We start from the raw sequence: 18,746 nt of genomic DNA on the forward strand, positions 1-18,746 counted from the left end.
CGTGCTACGTCGCCACGGCCCTCGCCATCGCGGCGATCTTCGTCTCCGGCATCGGGATCGGCATCGTCCTCGCCGCGGGCATCGCCGTACTCGTGGCGAGGGTGGTGATGGCCGCGGCCGGGCAGGGTTCCTGGGCCGACGTCGCGCTGGACGTGTTCGCACTGGCCACGATGGGCCTGGGGCGGGGTGCCGTCACCGGGCTGAAGGCCGGGCAGGCCGCGACCCGGGCGGCTGCGGCGGCGGGCGCGAAGAAGGCCGCCACGAGTGCCGCGAAGAACGGCATGAGCAAGGCGTACGGCCAGGCCGGACGCACCCTCGCGAGCAAGAGCGCGTCCAAGGCGCAGAAGCGTGCGGCACGCGAGGCCATCGAGCAGGCGGACGCCCTCGCCGCCAAGGCGGGCTCCGGTGCCGAGACGGTGGCTGCGAAGGCGCCGCTGCCCAAGGTCGGCAAGATGGACATCATCAAGGCCGGCGGCGACAAGGACGCGGCCGTGGCGTACAAGGACATCATGAAGACGCGGGCCGCTTACGCGGAGCACGGCGGTGTCCACGCGGCCAGCCAGGGCGCCGAGGAGTACCTGCGCCACAGTCAGCAGGTGTTCATCGCCGGACAGGGCATCGACCTGGGCGGCAAGGCCCTCGGCTCCAGCGACACGGTGACCGACAAGCCGTACTTCGAACCGTTCCAGGACTACAAGAACATGTACACCGCCGAGGTCGGGTCCACCTGGTGAGCCGGCGCGAGCCGGGCGAGCGCTACTTCGAGCGCTTGCGGGAAGGCAGACGGGAGACGCAGCGCGAGCGGGAGGCGGCCGAGCGCGCCTACTCCCGGGACGTCGCCGTCGCACGCGTGGTCTCGATGATCCCGCCGCTCCTCTTCTGCACCGCCATGGTCGCGGGTGCGGCCTCGGAGGACGTGGCGACGACCGTGCTCCGGTACGTGCTGGGACCCGTCGTCGTCGTCGCCACGGCCTTCCTGGTGCGGCTCGTGGTGAAGTACGCGCGCTCGCCCGAGCAGGACTCCTCGCTGCCCGTCGTGGTTTTCGGCGGCGCCCTGCTGAACTGCCTGACCGGCTTCGCGACGGGCTCCCTCGCCTACGTACTGTTTCCCCTGGCCGCGCCCCTCACCCAGTGGGCGCTGCCGAGGGTCCACACGCTGCGGAAAGGCAACCGTGACTGACCGCACGACCACCGCCCCGCACGGCTACCAGCTGATCCTGCCGCCGGAATGGGTCCGCATACCGATGCGCTCCGGAACCGACGAGGCGATACGGTCCATAGTCGACGACGCCTTCGCGGAACTCCCGGCGAACGTCCCCCACGACAGGATCGGCCCGTACCGGCGCGAGATGGAGCGGCGGCTGACCGAGGCCGTGAAGGAGGCCCGGCGCGCCGAAGCCCTGGACCTCTACCTTCCCCTCGAACGGATGCACGGCATCGCCGTCCCCGCCTCGATCGTGGTGTCGGAGATGAAGTTCCCGGATCAGGTCGCCGTCGACCCCTCGGCCGTCGCGCACCGGCTCCTCGAAGCACCGGGCCGGGGCGGCGAGACGAGCGTCGTCGAACTCGACGGCGTGCGCGCCGTCCGGACGGAGCGGACGGTCGCCGCCGACGCCCCGGCCGGCGGGGAACTCGCCTCGCGCCGCGTCGACTACGTCGTACCCGTCCCCGAGGACCACGGTCGCTGGCTCGGCGTCGTCTTCTCCACCCTCGGCGCGGGCGACCCCGAGGACGCGATCGCCGACCTCTTCGTGGAACTCTTCGACGCGATGATGACCACCTTCCGATGGAGCCGCTCGTGAGCTGGCCGCATGTGGACTACGACACCGACCTGTGGATGAAACTCCCGGACGCGTGGGAGACGACACCCTGGAAGGGTCCCAAGCAGTGGGCCCGCCACATGTCCGAGGCGTGGTGGGGCGACAGCGACCTCGATCCGACCCGCAAGGACCTCAAGGGCCTGGCCGCCACCCTGCAAGCCTGCGCCGAGCAGTTCCCGGGCAGCCACCCCGGCTTCGACGTCTACCTCCACCTGCCGGACCCGCGGCTCATGCCCCTGCCCGTGTACGTCGGGGCCTTCGAGGCGGACGGCGACCGCGAGGAGACCCTGCGGGCACTGGTCGCCACGGAGGACCCGTACCTGGTGGAGAAGCCCGTGGTCGAGGACTTCACCACCGAGCTGCTCGGCACCGGCCTGCGCTCCCTGCGCTACACGCAGACGGAGGAGGACCGCACGATCGTCGCGGGCGTGCGGTACGCCTGGCGGGTGGAGGAGGCGGGCTGCGACGTGCTGGTCGTCGTCGCCGCTCCGGACCCGCGCCGGGTCCTCGGCGCCATGGACGACATCGACGCCTTCGCCGGGCGGATCAGCGTGCCGGTGTAGCACGCGGTACGGGGCACCCCTCGGGCTGCCACTCGCCTCCGTCCTGCCGTCACCCGGGCCGGAACTGGCAGGATGGGCGGGCACGCCGTGTCCACACGGCGGGTCGGTCGGGATGGAGAGTGTTCACCGGTGTCGTCTGCGGAAGTCCGGGGCGTGGAGTCGCCCGCATCGTCCGAGGAGAGCGCGTCGCCGCGCCACGAGACGCTGCTGAAGGACCTGCAGAAGCAGGTCGCGTTGCTGGAGGCGGATCTCAGGGAGCGGGCGGCTCGTGAGGAGATCGCGCCGTCGCTGGTCGCCGAGTATGAGCGTGCCGACGATGAGGGCCGTATCGGCGTCGGCTACGAGACCTGGCTTGAGGACCGACTCGTACAGATCGCTGCCGCGTGGGTGCTGGCCTGCGTGTTCGTCCGCTTCAGCGAGGACAACGGGCTGATCCCGGACGCGTGGCTGTCGGGCCCGGGGGAGCGGTTGTCCGAGGCGCAAGATCGTCACGATGACTACTTCCGGGCGCATCCGGAGCACAACGACCGGGACTGGCTGTTCGAGGCGTTCAAGGCGCTGCGTGATTCCCACCCGACTGCGGCTGGGCTGTTCGACGAGCGGTTCAACCCGTTGTGGGAGGTCACTCCGTCGTACGGGGCGGCGACCCGCCTGCTTTCCTTCTGGCGTGAGCGTGACGCGGAGGGGCAGGTCCGCCACGACTTCACCGACCCCGAGCTGAACACCCGTTTCCTCGGTGACCTGTACCAGGACCTGTCCGAGCACGCCCGGAAGACGTACGCGCTGCTCCAGACGCCGCGGTTCGTGGAGAAGTTCATCCTCGACCTGACGCTGGAACCCGCCGTGGAGGAGTTCGGGCTCGATCCGGTGTGGAAGCACCGGCCTGATGGCTGGCGGGGGGAGATCGACGAGGACGGGCAGGTACGAGGGCTTCGCTGCATCGACCCCGCGTGTGGCTCGGGGCACTTCTTGCTCGGCTTGTTCGAGCGGATCTTCAACAAGTGGCGTGAGCTGGAGCCCGGCACGGATCGGTGGGTTCTGATCCGGCGTGCGCTGGAGTCGGTCCACGGGGCCGACAAGAACCCGTTCGCCGCGTCGATCGCCCGGTTCCGGTTGCTTGTTGCCGCGCTGAAGGAGGGGGGCGTACGGGAGCTTCGGCGGGCGCCGGCCATGCCCATTCGGGTGGCGGTGGGGGATTCGCTGCTGCACGGGCGGGAGGCCGGTCAGGAGGCCGACGCGACGTTTGACGACCTTGTGCGTCGAGAGGTCTTTACGTATCGGACGGAGGACGTCAAGGAGTACGTGCGGGAGGTGGACCTCCTGGGGCGCGGGTCGTATCACGTGGTGGTGGCCAATCCGCCGTACATTACGGTCAAGGACAAGCAGGAGAACCAGAATTATCGGGACGTGTACTGGGCTTGCTCGGGCAAGTACGCGTTGTCGGTTCCGTTCGCTCAGCGGATTTTCGAGCTTGCGCTGCGGGCGGGGGGCAGCCATCAGGACGGTGGCTTCACGGGGCAGATCACGGCGAACTCGTTCATGAAGAGGGAGTTCGGCAAGGTTCTGATCGAGTCATTCTTCCATGGGGGGCCTTACAAGGACCCGAGGAGCAAGCGGAAGCGTGACTTCGGTGGTGTGGATCTGACGCATATTATCGATACATCAGGGGCCTATATTTCGGGCCATGGTACGCCGACGGTGATTCTGGTGGGGCGGAATCAGGTGGCTCGGCAGGCTAAGCCGATTCGGGCTGTGTTGGGGGTGCGGGGTGAGGCGGGCATTCCGGAAGAGGGATCGCCCGGGTCTGTATGGGGCGCCATCACCGATCAGGTGGGGAAGCCTGGGAGCGAGTCGGAGTGGGTGAGCGTCGAGGACGCCACGCGGGATCGGTTCGCTTCTTTCCCTTGGTCGCTGAGCGGCGGTGGTGCGAGTTCGGTGATGGAAACCTTGGAGGGGCGGCGAGCATGTCGGCTCGGGGATGTCATCGAATCCACCGGATTCCATGACATCCTGGGAGAAGATGACGTTTTTAGTGCTGATAGATTGTCGACCCTATGGAATCGACACCACGCGGCAAATAGAACCCTGATCACTGGTGACGTACTCCGCGACTGGAATGCCACCACTGATGCTGTGGTTATCTGGCCTTATGGAGGCGAGCGGGCGGATGCGTCGCTACAGGAGACGGTTCTTTTTTGGCCGTATCGCAGCAATTTGCGGGCAGGGCTAACCTTTGGCAAGACTCGCGAAGAGCGAGGCATGGCGTGGCATGAACATATTATGTTGTCCTGGGATCGTACCCGTGCTCCCTTCTTGATTTCCTTTGCTTTTGTTGCCACGCACAATCATTTTATACTTGGTAGAGGTGGTGCGGTATTCAATCGTTCTGCACCAGTTATCAAGTTGCCGGATGGTTCCGACGAGGAGCGGCACCTGGGATTGATGGGAGTGCTCAACTCCTCGTCTGCTTGTTTCTGGCTGAAACAGGTCAGTCAAGGGAAGGGTGGTAGCGGTCTCGGGCGTGGTGTGCAGGATGAAGAGTGGGAGGAACGCTACGAATTCACTGGTACCAAGCTTGAAGATTTCCCTCTACCGGAAACGCGTCCCCTGGCCCTGCCATGTGAACTCGACGCTCTTGCTCAGAAGCTGGCCAAGTGCGAGCCAGCGGCTGTCACTGCGTCTGGCACGCCTACCCGCTCCCTTCTCGACGAAGCCAGCGAGGCTCAGGACCGCATCCGGTCCTGGATGATCCTCCTCCAGGAGGAGCTGGACTGGATTGTCTACGGAGCCTATGGGCTGCTCACGGCCAAGGAGGTCGCGGCCACCACACTGCCCGGGGACCCCGCTGAGCTGAGTGATACCGACGTGCCGCAACTCGCCCTCGGGCAGCGGGCTTTCGAGATGTTGTTGAAGCAGGAGGCCGACGCCGGTGAAATCGAGACTGCGTGGTTCGAGCGACACAAATCGCAAGACACCGCTGTCTCCGGCATTCCCGCATCATGGCCCGATGCCTACAAGAGGGTCGTGCGGGCGCGGCTTGATCTCATCGCTTCCAACAAGGACATCCGGCTGCTCGAACGTCCCGAGTACAAGCGTCGTTGGTCCATCGAACCTTGGCACAAGCGTGAGGCTGCCGCACTGCGTGCCTGGTTGCTGGGCGCTGCCGAGCGGAAGGAGCTGTGGTTCGGGGAGCGGGGGGAGTACACGGCACCCCGCACTCTCACCGTCTACCAGCTCGCCGACGCCCTGCGGCACGACGACGACGTGCAGTCCGTCGCGGCGCTCTACGCGGCGGACCACCTCAAGAAGCCCGAGGCTTCCCTCGCCACCGTGCTCCAAGCCGTCATCGAGAGCGAGCACGTCCCCTATCTCGCCGCCCTCCGCTACAAGGAGTCCGGCCTGCGCAAGCGAGCCCAGTGGGAGCGGGTCTGGGAGCAGCAGCGTGAGGAGGACCGCACCGGCGAGCGGCTCGACATCAAGGTGCCGCCGAAGTATAGCGGTGCCGATTTCCTTCGGCACTCCTACTGGTCCCACCGCGGCAAGCTCGACGTGCCGAAGGAGCGGTTCATCTCCTACCCCGGTGCCTCCACCGACAGTGACCCCTCCCTGCTTCTGGGCTGGGCCGGCTGGAACCACCGGGATCAGGCCGAAGCCCTCGTCAACCTCATCAGCGACCGTGCCGAGCAGGACGGCTGGAAGCGGGAGGACCCGAGGTTCGTGCCGCTTCTGGCGGGGCTGCTGGAGATCATGCCCTGGGTTCACCAGTGGTACGACGAGTACGACGAGGAGTGGGGCGACAGCCCCGCCCGCGAGTTCCAGACCGCGCTGAACAAGGGCTGTGCCGACCGGCACCTTTCGGAGTCCGACCTTCGCGACTGGCGTCCTGAAAAGGGGCGGGGCGGGCGCAAGAAGGCCGCCCAATAACGATACGACGAGAACAGGCGGGACGATCAGTCGGTGGTCCCGCTCTCGTTTTCGGGCGAGTTGGTCGGTAGCTGCTCCACGACAAAGGAGCCCTTGCCGCGCACGGTGACGATGAGTCCTCGTTCCCGGAGTTCCTGAGCAGTTCGGCGCGCGGTGAGGCGTGCCACGCCGTACTCGTCGGCGAGATGGCTCTCCGAGGGGATGGGCCTGTCCGGCGCCAGTTCGCCCGACTGGATCTTCTTGGCGATCACGTCGGCCAGTTGGATGTAGAGCGGTCTGGCGCTCATCGGGTCCAAGGGAGTCGGCTGGTCCTTATCGCTCATATGTCCAACGTAGGCGTGTCATCATCTCCACGTTCGGATGGATCTCTCTGTACTTGTATGTAGAGGGATGCATCCAGGTGTAGCTTCAGCGACGTAAAGACCCCGGCGAGGTGGCTAGACCTCCCGGGGCACGGCCAACGCTTACGTAGGAGCGTCGACATGCAAGACCTTATCCGCCGCCTCACCCACTGGCTCACCCTTCTCCTCGGCCCCGGCACGGGAACCCACCGAGCAGGCGCCCCCCGCCACCGAACCCCCCGCCCCACCCACCGCACCCCGCGAGCCACGGCCCCCACACGCCTCCCCCTCCACCACTCCCCGTACTGCCGACACCTGCCCCTCGACGGCGCAGCCACCCGCCTCGTCCGCCCGTACCTCACCGCCCACGAAGAAGAACGGTCACGTCAGCAGTACCGCCGCCTCGCCCTCGTCCTCGCCGCCGACTTCAGGATCGACCTCGACCAGCACATCGTCGGTGCCGAGCAGCGGCCGGTGGCCGCGTGACGTACCGACCCACCCCTCTCCGCCTGCTCCCCTGGCTGTCACCGGAGGGCAAGCCCTGCTACCTCGCCCCCGGAGGGAACGGCGGGATCATGTCCCGTCTTGCCGACGAGACGGAGGCCCGCCAGCTCGCCGAAGGGCTGGACGTGTGCCGTTCCGCCCGTCGCGTGCTGGACGACCCGCTCACCCCGAACGCCGAGGTCCGCTACACCGCCATCCGGCTGACCGAGTGCCTCGCCGACGCCCTCAGGGTCGCTGAGTCCCGAGGCAGACGGCTGCCCCCGGCCGGTGACGACGCTGACGACCTGGGTGAGGAGCCCATCCGCGAGGTCGGCAACGGCCCCGCTGACCGTGATCTGGGAGCACGCCCATGACCTACCGCCTCACGTCCCTCGCGCAGCCGCAGGCCCCGCCCCGGGCCACCGAGGCGGGCTATCGTCGAAGGCACGGTGCGCCGAAGGAGCACGAAGGAGTACATCCGGTCATGTCCGCTCACGCCGCAGAACCCAGGCCGGGCGTCCCGCCCATGCCCGAACGGAACCCGAAGGCGCTCCGCGCTGCCATCGCCCAGCACGCTCCCCAGCTCCTGCCCGACTTCGACGAGCACTGGAAGCGGGCGATCGCCGATACCTTCGACATCGGGCCGCTTCCTGCGTTCATGGCCCGTTGGTGGAGTGAGTACGCGATCGCCCGTGATCCGGAGCTCGACGCGCACATGGCAGACCTGCACCACCGTGCGGCGGAGTCCACCGACCTCGCCGAGGCCAAGGCCCTCCTTGAAGAGGCGTCGGAGATCCGCCACAAGGTGCGAACGACGGAGCCCGGCGAGTGACCGATGCATTCATGGGGCCGCCTTGGCAGATGGACTGGCGGGTCGACGCGCTGGCGGACCGTGACGGACTGCCGGAGTCGGCCCGGAAGATGGTCGACGCGGTCCGCGCCGAGCTGGTTACCGCCAAGGACCCGTACTTCCGGGGTATCGACGCCGATGCCGACCTCCCGGCGTCCATGTACGTCGAACCGGTACGGTCCACCGACCCCAAGGGCCCCCACATCCTGTTCTTCGACAACCATCGGGGATGGCTCGTCTACACCTTCGTCCCGCGTGTCCAGGATCCCCAGATCACCGTGGAAGAGGTCTTCTGGCAGTGACCGGGAATCCGATGCCCCGTCGGAAGCCCCTCGACCGACCCCGCCGGACGGCACCCCGCCCCGGCGGGCAGTCACCCCCGGTCCCGCGCACCCCCCGCCCCCGCCCCGCCGAGCTGGCAGGATGGAAGGGTTGTGTGCGGGGCCCGGGTGACCGCCGGGCCGCGCCGGGCAGCCGGCCGGGTGGCGGTCGGGTGGGACGTTGTGGGAAGCAGGGGCGGCAGATGGCCAGGGGCGGCGGAAATGTCGTACTGAAGGACGTTCTCGAGATCAAGGAGGACGCCCACGCCGGCGACTTCAAGATCGAGCTGTCCCGGGGGTTCGGTGACGACTCGGCCGGATCCGTCGCGGACTATGTCGTCACCGAGCAGCTGGCCAAGGAGTTCGACAAGGCGCTCAGGCTGGTCCGCGGCGCCGTCCGGAAGAACAGCTCGTACGCCGCCTACCTGCACGGATCCTTCGGCTCCGGTAAGAGCCACTTCCTGACCGTGCTGCACGCCGTGCTGAACGGCGAGCCGTCCGTCCAGGGCAAGCCCCGGCTGCGCGAGGTCGTCGCCGAGCACCGCGAGTGGCTCGGCGGCCGGAAGTTCCTCATGGTGCCGTATCACCTGATCGGTGCCGAGAACCTGGAGTCCGCGCTGCTCGGCGGCTACGTCAAGACCGTACGGGCACTGCCCGGCAACGTGTCCGTGCCGACCGTGTACAAGTCGGACGCGCTGCTGGCCGACGCCCGCGCGCTCCGGGAGTCCATCGGTGACGAGGCCTTCATCCGGCTTCTGGGGGACGCGGCCACCGCCTCGCCCCAGGGAGCCGGGGGCGACGGCCTGACCCCCATCGGTAACGCGTCCGCCGTCGCGGGCGACCTCGCGCCCATCGGCTCCGGCACCGCCACCCCCTGGACCGGCGACGAACTCGGTGCCGCCTTCGCCGCGCCCGCCGGGGACAAGGGGCGGGAGCGGCTGGTGTCCGCCCTGGTCAACGGGCCCATGAAGTCGTACGCCGGGGGTGCGGACGGCTTCCTGTCCCTCGATGACGGGCTCAGCGTGATCAGCAAGCACGCCCGCAGCATCGGGTACGACGGCGTCGTACTGTTCCTCGACGAGCTGATCCTCTGGCTCCAGGCCCGGATGCGGGAGCGGACGTGGGTCAACGAGGAGATCCAGAAGCTCGTCAAGCTGATCGAGTCGGACAACCCCGACCGGCCCGTGCCGATCGTCTCCTTCATCTCCCGCCAGCGTGACCTGTCCCAGCTCGTCGGCAAGGACATCCTCGGCTCCGACGTGCAGAACATGGAGCAGGCGCTGGAGTACCTGAAGGAGCGCTTCACGGTCATCAACCTGGAGGACCGCAACCTCCCGGAGATCATCAAGGAGCGGGTGCTCAAGCCCAAGGCGGGGCAGGAAGAGGTCCTGGAAGCGGCCTTCCGGGGCGTCGACAAGTCGAACCAGCAGGTGAAGGACGTCCTGCTGGACGACAAGGGCGTCACGCACGCCGACTGGGACGACTTCCGCGCCGTCTATCCGCTCTCGCCCGCCCTGCTGAACGTGCTTGTCGCCCTGTCGGGCGCGCTCCAGCGCGAGCGCAGCGGTCTGAAGCTCGTCCAGCAGCTGCTGGAACGGAACGCCGACGCGCCGCTCGGCGGGCTCATCCCGCTCGGTGATCTGTGGGACGTACTGGTCGACGAGACCGGTGCCGCCTTCACCGACCAGCTCGCGCACGAGGCCGAGGCGGCGAAGAAGTTCCACGCCAAGGCCCGTCAGTTCCTGCTGGGGAAGTACGGGCGTCCGGATGACAAGGACTTCCTCGCCGACGACCGCTTCGTCAAGACGCTGCTGCTCGCCGCCCTCGCCCCCGAGGTGCCCGCGCTGCGCAGGCTCACCGGCACCCGGCTCGCCGCCCTCAACCACGGGTCCGTGCACTCCCGGACCGTGCCCGTCGGTGACAAGGTCGTCGAGCGGATGGCCGCGCTCCAGGGCGAGTTCATCACCGAGGTGCGCACCGAGGGCGACACCGACCCCGTCTTCTCGCTGCACCTGTCCGACCTGGACATCGAGCCGCTGCTCAACACGGTGGCCGGTGAGGACAAGGACGGTGTGCGCCGGGTGTGGGTGCGCGACCGGCTGTGGGAGCTGTTCGGCGTCAAGCAGGGCGAGCTGCTCGACCAGAAGGACATCGTCTGGCGCGGCACCAAGCGCACCGTGGAGTTCGTCTTCGGAAACGTCTGCGACTCCGGGAAGCTCGCCGACGAGCAGTTCGCCCCGGGCACCGGCGGGAACATCCGGTTCGTCGTCGACTACCCCTTCGACGAGGACAACGACCGTACCCCGTCGTACGACTACCAGCGGGTCATGGAGCTCCAGCAGAACGGCGTCGAGGAACCCACCCTCGTCTGGCTGCCCGACTTCTTCTCCGAGCAGCGAAAGGCCCAGCTCGGCCGCCTGATGCGGATCAGCTTCCTCCTGGAGCGCAACCGGCTCGACGAGTTCACCCGCAACTACGCGCCCGACGACCGCGCCAAGATCCGGCGGCAGCTGGAGATGGGACGCGACAACCTCACCAACACCCTGGTGGACTCCCTCGGAGAGGTGTACGGCATCTCCCACCCCCGGGAGGACACCAAGGGCGCCGAGGTGGTGGCCGGCAGGCACGTTCTGTCTCTGCTGCCCGCCTTCGGGCGACCCGAGCCCGAGGGCGGCAAGACCTTCGCCGACAACGTCCTCCACCTCGCCGACGGCGTCTTCGGCGCCCTGTACGACAAGCACCCCGACTTCGGGCCCGACCCGCGCAGCGGACAGCGCCGGGCCGTCACCGTGGGCGAGCTGCGGACCACCCTGGAGTGGATCACGCGGGCCATGGACGAGGAGGGCCGCGTCGAGGTCGACAACGGCCACCTCGCCACCGTCAAGCGCATCGTGGAGCCCCTGGAGATCGGCACCGTCCACGACGGGCCGCTGGTGCTGCGCGGGGAGTGGCGCACCCGGATCAACCAGGCCGCGGCCAAGCACGGCGAGCGCGAGCTGCTCAAGGTCGAGGACATCCGGCGCTGGCTCGCCGAGGACCTCGGGTACACCGGCCTCGACCGGCAGACCGAGAACCTGATCATCGCCGTGTACGCGCTGCTCGACGACCGCGCCTGGGTGTTCCACTCGGGCCCGGAGACCGCCGCGCCCGACCTGACGTCGATCGCCCCCGGCTGGGCCCTGCGCGCCCAGCCGCTGCCCGACAAGGACGTGTACGAGGCGGCCCGGGACCAGGCCGCCCGCCTGTTCGGCGTGCCCGCCAAGCCGAACCCGTACGCCCGCCACGTCAACAAGCTCGCCGAGGACGTGCGTGCCCGCGCCGGGAAGTTCGAGGACGACGTGGCCGCCGTACGCGCCACCCTGGAGCGGCACGCGGCACTGGTCGGCCTCGACGGCCCCGACCCGGCCCCGCGCACGGTCGTCCTGCGGGAGGCCGCCGGGCTGCTCGCACGGCTCACCCGGCACGCCACCGACGCCACCGCGCTGGTCGCGGAACTCGCCGCACTCTCCTACAAGACACCTGCCCGTGAGCTGGCCCAGGCCATGGAGAGCGCGGCGGAAGTCCTGGCCGCCCTGGACGGCACGGACTGGCGGCTGCTGAAGAGCGTCCGCGAGCTGACCGGCCGCGACGACAGCGTCGGCGACCGCGCGAGCCGGCTTCTGGCCCAGCTGACCGAGGCCGGCCGTGCCTCGGAGTACGAGCGGTCGCTGGTGCCGGTACTGGGTGGCGTACGGGAGACGGCGATGGCCGTCGTCGATGCCGCGCTGCGGGTCGAGCGGACCGTTCCGGTCACCCCGGAGCCGCCCGCGCCGGGACCCGAGCAGGTGTCCCTGACCCAGCACGGGAATCCGGCCGTGCCCTCGCAGCCCGTCCTGCCGAGGCCCGCCGACGGGGAGCCGTCCGGGGCGTCGCAGTCCGGAGCGGCGCCGGCCGGAGGCTCCCTGCCGCCCGGTACGTCCGCCAGGGGCGTCCGACGGGTCATCGGCGCCGGGACCAGCGGCCTGGAGACCCTCATGGCCGAACTGACCGCCGTACGGCAGGAGATCGAGGAGTTCCGCGCCGGGCAGCCGGACGCCGAGGTGGAGATCATCTGGCGCCGGGCCGACGGCACGGACAGCACCGGCCGGGGCTCCGGCGGCGCCGATACCGGAGGTACTCGTTGACGACCACGCGTCCCGTCGTCGGACGGCGCGCGATCGAGGTCCTGCTGCAGGCCGAACTGCCCAAGGCTCCGGACCGACGTCTCGTGCTGGTCGACGCCGCCTACGAGGCCCGCGGCCAGGAGACCGAGTTCGGCCTGCGCGTCGACGGCAGGACCCACTGGGTGCGGGTCAGTGACCAGGACTCCGTGCTCGGCATCACCGACGCCTGGCAGCGCCACCGCGCCGAGGCCGAGCCGGACCGCACCGACGTCCTCGTCGTGACCGGGCAGGTCCCCGCCGACCAGCTGGGCTGGGACCTGCGGGCGCACGCCGTACGCCACCACCCTCTCGCCGTCGACCGCGCCGACATCGTCAAGCAGCTCTTCGGCGCCGCCGACCTGGACACCCGCATGGCCGGGGAACGCTGGCTCCTCGACGCCCTGCTGGAGGCCGAACCGGTCGACGGCTGGCCGCGCGTCGGCGCGGTCCTCACCCGGGACCGCGCGGTGCGGGCCCTGATCGCCGCCCGCCTCGGGATCGGGGACACCACCTCCGACACCCTCGACCTCGACGCCGACACGCTGTTCGTGTGGTCCCGGAACGCCACGGGACCGGCACGCTACGCCGGGCTGTCCGCGGCCGAACGGGACGGAATCGGCGCGTGGCTCGCCATGACCGTGGGGTTCGCCGCTCCGACCCTGCTGGCCCTCGCCGCCGACGGACGGGGCACGGATGCCCTGCCGCTGGGGGCTCTCGCCTCGGCCGCGCTGTCTTCCACCGCGGCAGAGGCCGCCGGGTTCGCCCTCGGTACGCTCTTCGGCTCCGCGCTGGCCTCCTTCGACGCCCTGCGGCCCTTCGCCAACGCCGCGACCGGCGTCCTCAGCCGTTGGATCGCCCAGGCCGAGGGCAGCGGACCACAGCGCAGTGCGGCCCGCGACCGCGTCCTCGACGTCCTCGACCACGCCGACCGGCTCGCCGCCGATGCCCGGCTCAGCCCCCTGATCGGCGCCGACCGGCTGCTCCCTTCCGGTTACCGGGCGCGGCTGCGCGCTCTGGCCTCTGTCCTCGACGGACCCGCGGCACCCGCGGAAGCCGCCCTGCGGGAACTGACCGAACACCAGCTGAGCGGGCTGTACGCGGAGTCCACGGAGACCGCACGCACCGCGGTAAGGCTCGTTCGCTGGATGCGGGCGCCCCTGCCGGAGGTGGAGTCGGTGGCCCAGGGCGTGCGCACCCACCTGGCTTCGTCCGGCTGGACCGACCTGGCCGTGGGTGTCCTTGCCGAAGGGGAGAGCTCCCGGGACCCGGCCGTCGCCGACGCCTACCAGCGGCTGATAGGGGCCGTACGCGCCCGCCGCACCGGACTCGACGAGGCGTTCGCCCGCAGGCTCACCCGGTGGACCGAGAACGCCTGCCAGCAGGCACCCGGCGGTGCCCTGCTGATCGAGGACGTACTCGCTCAGGCGGCGGCGCCCCTCGCCCGCGACGGCGGCCGGCCACTGATCCTCGTCCTGGACGGCATGAGCGCCGATGTCGCCGTGCAGCTCGCCGGAGAGCTGGACCGGCGTGTGTGGACCGAGGTGGTGCCCAAGCCCCGCGAGGGAGCCCGGCCCGCCCGGCAGGCCGCCGTGTCCATGCTGCCGTCCGTCACCCGGACCAGCCGCACCTCCCTGCTGTGCGGGCAGCCGGCCGAGGGCGGGCAGGACAGGGAACGCGGCGGATTCGGCACCTTCTGGAAGAAGCGCCACCGGGGCGCCCACCTCTTCCACAAGGGCGGCTTCGAAGGCCCGCCCGGCCACCGGCTGGCCCCGGAACTGCTCCAGGCGCTCGCCACCGACGACATCGTCGCCGTCGTCGTCAACACCATCGACGACGCGCTCGACGACGGCCGGGAGGGCGCCCAGGGACGCTGGTCGCTCGGCGACATCGCCAAACTGCCCGACCTGCTGAACGCCGCCCGCGACTACGGCAGGCCCGTCCTGCTCGTCTCCGACCACGGCCACGTCCTCGACCGCACCCCGCGCGGGCGGCAGCAGCCCTCCGCCGAGGGAGTCGAAGGCGCCCGCTGGCGCATCGGATCGCCGGGCGACGGCGAGATCGCGGTGTCCGGGCCACGGGTGCGTACGCCCGGCGGCCGGGCCGTCCTGCCCTGGCGTGAGGACCTCCGCTACACCGCCCGACAGGCCGGGTACCACGGTGGAGCCTCCCTGGCAGAGGTCACCGTGCCCGTGCTCACCTTCGTACCGTCCGCCGACCAGATCCCGGCCGGATGGACGCTGCTGCCCATCGAGGACATCGCTCCCGGCTGGTGGCGAGGCAGCGACGAGCACCCGCCCGCCGCATCTGCGTCCGACACCCGGACCCCTGCGGGAGGGACACGTCGGCAGAAGCCGGAGCCGCAGAGCGAGGGCATCTTCGAGGTGCCGGGTCAGGGTTCGCTCGGGGAGCGGACCGTGCGGTCGGATCCCTACAAGGCTCAGCGCGAGTTCGTACGGCTCGCCCCGGCGGACAAGGCCGTCGCCGCCGTAGTCGACGCACTGCTCACGGCGGGCGGGAAACTGTCGCCCGGAGCGGTGGCGGCTGCGGCACAGGTGGCCACGGGCAAGTCACAGCGCAACCCCGAGCGCTTCGCCACCGTGCTGGAACGCCTCCTCAACATCGACGGCTACCCCGTGCTCCAGCTCATCGAGTCCGGACGCACCGTCCAGCTCGACAAGGCGCTGCTCGTGCAGCAGTTCCTGGGAGAACCGGCATGAGCGGCCCGCCCGCAGCCGGAACGGACATCAGCCTCGCCCGCAGGCGCGACGTGATCGACGCCCTGCGGCGGGGCACCGTGCCCCAGGCCGGTCTCGGGCTCTTCGCCGTCGGCCTGGAACGCTTCGAGGCCGCCCTCGACGACGACCTCGCCACGATCGCCCGCGGTGGCTCCGCCTTCCACGCGCTGCGCGGCGAGTACGGCTCCGGCAAGACGTTCTTCGCGCGCTGGCTCGCCGAACGGGCCAAGCGGCACGGGCTCGCCGTGAGCGAGGTGCAGATCTCCGAGACCGAAACGCCGCTGCACCGCCTGGAAACCGTCTACCGCCGGCTCGGCGAGCGCCTCACCACGGCGACCCACCCGCCTTCCGCGCTCCGGGCAGTGGTCGACTCCTGGTTCTACGCGCTGGAGGAGGAGGTCCTCGACGGCGGTGAGGCCGACGAGGACGACGAGGACGCGCTGGCCGAGGCGGTTGACGCTCTGCTGGAGCGTCGGCTTGCCGACGTGGCCCGCACCACCCCGGCCTTCTCCGCGGCCCTGCGCGGCTACCGGCGGGCCGTGGCGGCCGGGGACGGCGCGAGCGCGGAGGCGCTGATCGCCTGGCTCGGCGGGCAGCGGTCCGTGGCGGCGTCCGCGAAGCGCGCCGCCGGCGTCCGGGGCGACCTCGACCACTTCGCCGCCCTCGGCTTCCTCCAAGGCCTGCTCACCGTGTTGCGGGACTGCGGCCACCCCGGGCTGCTCCTCGTCCTCGACGAGGTCGAGACCCTCCAGCGGGTGCGCAGCGACGTGCGTGAGAAGTCCCTGAACGCGCTGCGCCAGCTCCTCGACGAGATCGACGCGGGCCGTTTCCCCGGACTGTTCCTCGTCATCACCGGCACTCCGGCCTTCTACGACGGTCAGCAGGGCGCGCAGCGCCTGGCGCCGCTCGCCCAGCGACTGGCCACCGACTTCACCACCGACCCGCGGTTCGACTCACCGCGGGCCGTGCAGCTGCGCCTGCCCGGCTTCGACCTGACCTCCCTCGGCGAGCTGGGCCGCAAGGTACGGGACCTGTACGCGGGGGCCGCCCGCCATCCCGAACGGCTCACCGAGCGGGCCGACGACGCCTACCTCGACGAACTGGCGCGCGCGGTCACCGGATCGCTCGGTGGCAAGGTCGGCGTCGCGCCGCGGCTCTACCTGCGCAAGCTCGTCGCCGACATCCTGGACCGCGTGGACGAGTTCGTCGACTTCGACCCGCGCGCCCACTACGCGCTCACCGTGAACACCGAGGAGCTGACGGAGATCGAACGGAACGCGGCCGCGAGCGCCGCGGACGTCGCCCTGGACCTGGACCCGTGATGAGCGACACCGGCGCAGGCGAACACCCGGGCGCGGGAGAAGAGCCCGCCGACGTCTTCGACCTGCTCGACCCGGTCCTCGGCCACCACATCGTCAACTCGCTGGGCTGGCGCTCCCTGCGCCTCCTCCAGGAGGCGGCGATCGAACCGCTCCTCGGCGGCGAGGACGCACTGCTGCTCGCCCCCACGGCCGGCGGCAAGACCGAGGCCGCCGCCTTTCCGCTCCTGACCCGCATGGGCCGGCACGGCTGGAAGGGCACCAGTGTCCTGTACGTCTGCCCGCTCAAAGCCCTGCTCAACAATCTCCACCCCCGGCTGAGGACCTACACCGAGTGGCTGGGCCGCACCGCCGAGCTGTGGCACGGCGACATCACGCCGCCGCGCCGTCGCCGCATCCTCACCCAACGTCCCGACATCCTCCTCACCACGCCGGAATCCCTGGAGTCCATGCTGGTGAGCACGCATGTCGATCACCGGGCCTTCTTCTCGGGACTGCACACAGTCGTGGTCGACGAGGTGCACGCCTTCGCGGGCGACGACCGGGGCTGGCACCTGCTCGCCGTACTCGAACGCCTCAGCCGCACGGTCGGACGTCCGCTTCAGCGCGTCGGCCTCTCGGCCACCATCGGCAACCCGCAGGAGCTGCTGGCCTGGCTCCAGGGCTCGGGACGGGGGCGACGTCCCGCTCGTGTCGTGGCCCCGCACTTGGACGGGCACTCCGACTCCCGCCAGCCAGCCGCCGCTCCGTCACCGCCGCCACCTCCCGGGGACATCGAGCTCGACTACGTCGGTTCGGTCGCGAACGCCGCGACCGTCATCGCGGCCCTGCACCGGGGCGAGAAGCGCCTGGTCTTCTGCGAAACGCGCCGTACGGTCGAGGAACTGGGCGAACGGCTCCGTGCGAAGGGCGTCACCACCTTCCTCTCCCACGCCTCGCTCGCCGTCGACGAACGGCGACGCGCCGAGGCCGCCTTCGCGGAGGAACGGGACTGCGTGATCGTGTCCACCAGCACCCTGGAACTCGGGATCGACGTGGGAGACCTGGACCGTGTCATCCAGCTCGACGCACCCTCTTCCGTCGCCTCCTTCCTGCAACGCCTCGGCCGCACCGGCCGACGCCCCGGCACGACACGCAACTGCCTCTTCCTGGCCCTGGACGGTGAAGGGCTGCTCTCCGCCGCGGCACTGCTGCTCCAGTGGTCCCGCGGATGGGTGGAGCCGGTCGTCGCCCCTCCCGAGCCACGCCACCTGGTCGCCCAGCAACTCCTGGCGCTCTGCCTGCAGGAACAGCGGGTCGGAGGGAACCTGTGGCAGGAATGGTGGAACGGCATGGGGCCCTTCGGGCCGGGCGCCGCACCCGTCGTACGTCACCTCGTGGAGCAGGGGTACCTCGACGAGGACGGCGGACTGCTGTTCGTCGGACCGGAAGCGGAACGCCGCTACGGCTACCGGCACTTCATGGACCTGACAGCGGTCTTCACGGCCCCACCCGAGTTCACCGTGTTCCACGGCCGCACCGAGATCGGACGCACCGACCCGGATCTGCTCACCGAGCACGTCGAGGGCCCACGCAAGCTGCTGCTCGCGGGGCGCAACTGGCTGGTCACCTACATCGACTGGAACCGCAAGCGCTGCTTCGTGGAACCGGCCGACGAGGGCGGACGCGCGCGGTGGAGCGGATTCGCGACCGTCCGCGTCCGTTCCTTCCACCTCACCCGTGCCGCCCGCGACGTCCTGCTCGGGGAGGACCCGCCGGTCCGGCTGACGCCCCGCGCGGCCGCCAGACTCGCCGAGGCCCGCGACAGGCACCTGCACACCGTCCACCCCGGCGGAACTCTCGTCACCCGGCACACCGACGGCGACATTCGCTGGTGGACCTGGGCGGGCCACCGGGCCAACGCCACCCTCGCCGCGTCCCTGTCAGCCGTCGTCGTGCCGCATCGGCGGGCCAACGACCAGTGGGTCCCGCTCCGGGAGGACGTCACCCCCGCAAGCTGGCGCGCTGCCGTCGCCCAAGTCCCCTCGAGGCTGTGCCTGCCCGAGGTGGACGAGCGGGCCGTGCGCGGCCTGAAGTTCGCGGAGGCACTGCCGGCCCGGCTCGCGGTGGCGACGCTCGCCGCGCGTACCGCGGACGTGCCCCATGCCGGCGAGGTCCTGGCGGAGCCGGTGCGGTTCGTCCGTCTCACGGGCACGTAGCGGTCCTCCACC

The 18,746-nt window shown here is 70.2% G+C and carries 13 protein-coding genes and 1 pseudogene; 13 read left to right on the plus strand and 1 reads right to left on the minus strand.

The window, feature by feature from the left end; translation table 11 throughout:
- The 5 genes and pseudogenes from ACFW48_RS30955 to pglX all read left to right on the plus strand — a co-directional run.
- Window positions 1-734: pseudogene (locus ACFW48_RS30955) on the plus strand (hypothetical protein); the annotation flags it as partial.
- Window positions 731-1,180: a hypothetical protein gene (locus ACFW48_RS30960; RefSeq protein ID WP_386320397.1), complete on the plus strand. Its 450-nt coding sequence runs from the start codon at window positions 731-733 to the stop codon at window positions 1,178-1,180. The pseudogene ACFW48_RS30955 and the gene ACFW48_RS30960, both read left to right, overlap by 4 nt.
- Entirely contained in the window at window positions 1,173-1,802 is a 630-nt protein-coding gene (locus ACFW48_RS30965) for a hypothetical protein (RefSeq protein WP_386320400.1), read from the plus strand. Before ACFW48_RS30960 ends, ACFW48_RS30965 begins: the two co-directional genes overlap by 8 nt.
- Entirely contained in the window at window positions 1,799-2,383 is a 585-nt protein-coding gene (locus ACFW48_RS30970; protein ID WP_386320402.1) for a hypothetical protein, read from the plus strand. The genes ACFW48_RS30965 and ACFW48_RS30970 overlap by 4 nt, the downstream gene beginning before the upstream one ends.
- A 129-nt stretch (window positions 2,384-2,512) precedes the next feature.
- Window positions 2,513-6,307, plus strand: coding sequence for a BREX-2 system adenine-specific DNA-methyltransferase PglX (gene pglX / locus ACFW48_RS30975; protein ID WP_386320404.1), 3,795 nt, complete (start codon window positions 2,513-2,515; stop codon window positions 6,305-6,307).
- Window positions 6,308-6,333: 26 nt separating this feature from the next.
- Here pglX and ACFW48_RS30980 read toward each other — a convergent pair whose 3' ends face one another.
- Entirely contained in the window at window positions 6,334-6,594 is a 261-nt protein-coding gene (locus ACFW48_RS30980; protein ID WP_386320407.1) for a GntR family transcriptional regulator, read from the minus strand.
- Window positions 6,595-6,789: 195 nt separating this feature from the next.
- On the opposite strand from ACFW48_RS30980, the gene ACFW48_RS30985 reads away from it, so the two are divergent.
- From ACFW48_RS30985 to ACFW48_RS31020, 8 genes are all read left to right on the plus strand, one after another.
- Window positions 6,790-7,134: a hypothetical protein gene (locus ACFW48_RS30985; protein ID WP_386320408.1), complete on the plus strand. Its 345-nt coding sequence runs from the start codon at window positions 6,790-6,792 to the stop codon at window positions 7,132-7,134.
- Window positions 7,131-7,505, plus strand: a complete 375-nt coding sequence (locus tag ACFW48_RS30990; RefSeq protein WP_386320409.1) for a hypothetical protein — start codon at window positions 7,131-7,133, stop codon at window positions 7,503-7,505. Before ACFW48_RS30985 ends, ACFW48_RS30990 begins: the two co-directional genes overlap by 4 nt.
- A gap of 110 nt (window positions 7,506-7,615) precedes the next feature.
- Window positions 7,616-7,963, plus strand: a complete 348-nt coding sequence (locus tag ACFW48_RS30995; protein ID WP_386320412.1) for a DUF6247 family protein — start codon at window positions 7,616-7,618, stop codon at window positions 7,961-7,963.
- Window positions 7,960-8,283, plus strand: a complete 324-nt coding sequence (locus tag ACFW48_RS31000; RefSeq protein ID WP_386320415.1) for a hypothetical protein — start codon at window positions 7,960-7,962, stop codon at window positions 8,281-8,283. Before ACFW48_RS30995 ends, ACFW48_RS31000 begins: the two co-directional genes overlap by 4 nt.
- 221 nt (window positions 8,284-8,504) lie before the next feature.
- Window positions 8,505-12,464: a hypothetical protein gene (locus ACFW48_RS31005; protein WP_386320418.1), complete on the plus strand. Its 3,960-nt coding sequence runs from the start codon at window positions 8,505-8,507 to the stop codon at window positions 12,462-12,464.
- A complete protein-coding gene (gene pglZ / locus ACFW48_RS31010; RefSeq protein ID WP_386320419.1) occupies window positions 12,461-15,199 on the plus strand; it encodes a BREX-2 system phosphatase PglZ in 2,739 nt (912 codons plus the stop codon). The genes ACFW48_RS31005 and pglZ overlap by 4 nt, the downstream gene beginning before the upstream one ends.
- Window positions 15,196-16,539: a BREX system ATP-binding protein BrxD gene (gene brxD / locus ACFW48_RS31015; RefSeq protein ID WP_386320421.1), complete on the plus strand. Its 1,344-nt coding sequence runs from the start codon at window positions 15,196-15,198 to the stop codon at window positions 16,537-16,539. Before pglZ ends, brxD begins: the two co-directional genes overlap by 4 nt.
- Complete coding sequence (locus tag ACFW48_RS31020) at window positions 16,539-18,734, plus strand: DEAD/DEAH box helicase (RefSeq protein WP_386320424.1); 2,196 nt, start codon at window positions 16,539-16,541, stop codon at window positions 18,732-18,734. The genes brxD and ACFW48_RS31020 overlap by 1 nt, the downstream gene beginning before the upstream one ends.
- Window positions 18,735-18,746: the final 12 nt, after the last annotated feature.

This window comes from Streptomyces sp. NPDC058812 (assembly GCF_042744565.1).
Lineage (GTDB): Bacteria > Actinomycetota > Actinomycetes > Streptomycetales > Streptomycetaceae > Streptomyces > Streptomyces thinghirensis.